At 57.6% G+C, this 1,449-nt stretch carries 2 protein-coding genes; both read right to left on the reverse strand.

From position 1 onward, the window contains the following. Nucleotides 1-30: 30 nt before the first annotated feature. Nucleotides 31-273, reverse strand: coding sequence for a DUF6429 family protein (locus ACOJB8_RS41030; RefSeq protein WP_475017959.1), 243 nt, complete (start codon nt 271-273; stop codon nt 31-33). Continuing rightward, nucleotides 270-1,364 (reverse strand): IS630 family transposase, encoded by a 1,095-nt coding sequence (locus tag ACOJB8_RS41035; protein WP_475017961.1) that lies wholly within the window; start codon nt 1,362-1,364, stop codon nt 270-272. Before ACOJB8_RS41035 ends, ACOJB8_RS41030 begins: the two co-directional genes overlap by 4 nt. Between the last annotated feature and the right edge of the window lie 85 nt (nt 1,365-1,449).

The raw sequence follows: 1,449 nt of genomic DNA on the forward strand, positions 1-1,449 counted from the left end.
GCTAGTGTCGTGAGTTAGAAGTTCGTTGAATCAATTTCCCGGTCTTCCTGGAATGACGAAATGTTGATTAAAGAGCCGCTCGGACTCGCGCAATCCTTCTTCGGTAAAGATCACGGACTTCGTCTTGTTGACCGGGTCTTCGATGAAACCTCGTTCGTAGAGCCGGTTCAGTACATCCCAGTCGAAACCCTTCCATGCACGGTATCGGTCATGCAGGGTCAGGTAGAGAAGTGCCAGTGCGACTTCATCAATTGCGTCGGTGTTGATGTTCATGATGCTTCGCCCGCGGCCTTCGTGACCCGCATACAGAACCGTTCGAGACTGGCCAGAATTTCATCAGCCGACTTGCTCCAAGAAAACGGCTGTGGATTGGCGTTATAGATCTCCAGGTATTGACGGATCGCGTCTTCGAGTTGACGTGTCGAGCGATGCGTACCGCGTCGAAGGTATTTTTCAGTGAGCGAGGCGAACCATCGTTCGACCTGATTAAGCCACGACGCCGAGGTGGGCGTGAAGTGAACATGGAAGCGGGGATGACGGGCGAACCAGGCTTTGATCGAGGGCGTTTTGTGCGTGCCATAGTTGTCCATCACCAGATGCACATCCAGGTGCGACGGCACACTGGCTTCGATGGTGCGCAGAAAGCGCACAAATTCGCTGCTGCGATGGCGCCGATGTACCTCGCCGATCACCTCGCCAGTCGCGATGTCCAGCGCCGCGAACAGCGTGGTCGTGCCGTGACGCATGTAATCGTGCGTGCGTCGTTCAGCGATGCCGGGTGCCAACGGCAGCATGGGTTGCGTGCGATCGAGCGCCTGAATCTGGCTCTTCTCGTCCACGCACAACACCATGGCCTTAAGCGGCGGATCCAGGTAAAGCCCGACGATATCTCGCACCTTGTCGACGAACATCGGATCACTGGAGAGTTTGAACGCTTCCTGCCGATGCGGCTGCAGACCAAAAGCGCGCCAGATCCGCGTGACCGCCGTTTGCGACAGTTTCATCTCACGAGCCATCGTGCGCGTGCTCCAGTGAGTTGCGCCGACAGGCACGGACTCAAGCGTCTTCGCAATAACCGCATCGACGCGCGCATCATCAATCGTTCTCGGCGCGCCGGGCCGAGGCGCATCGAGCAGTCCGTCCAGACGATCCATGACGAACCGCGCCCGCCACTTCGACACCGTTTGCTGAGTGACCCGCTGTTTCGCCGCGACACTCCTGTTGTCCAGTCCATCGGCACAGGCCAACACGATGCGCGCCCGCAATGCGAGGGCCTGTGCGGTCTTGCGTCGCAATGTCAGTGCTTGCAGTTCTCTGCGCTCCGATTCGCTCAGCACCAGTTCCCCTTTGGGCCGTCCGCTCATCCCTGCCTCCTCGCATCAACTACCACACAGAACACTTTAGTACGCGGTCGGGATCATTCAATGAATTTTTAACTCAGGACACTAG

The organism is Paraburkholderia sp. BR10141, from assembly GCF_056155635.1.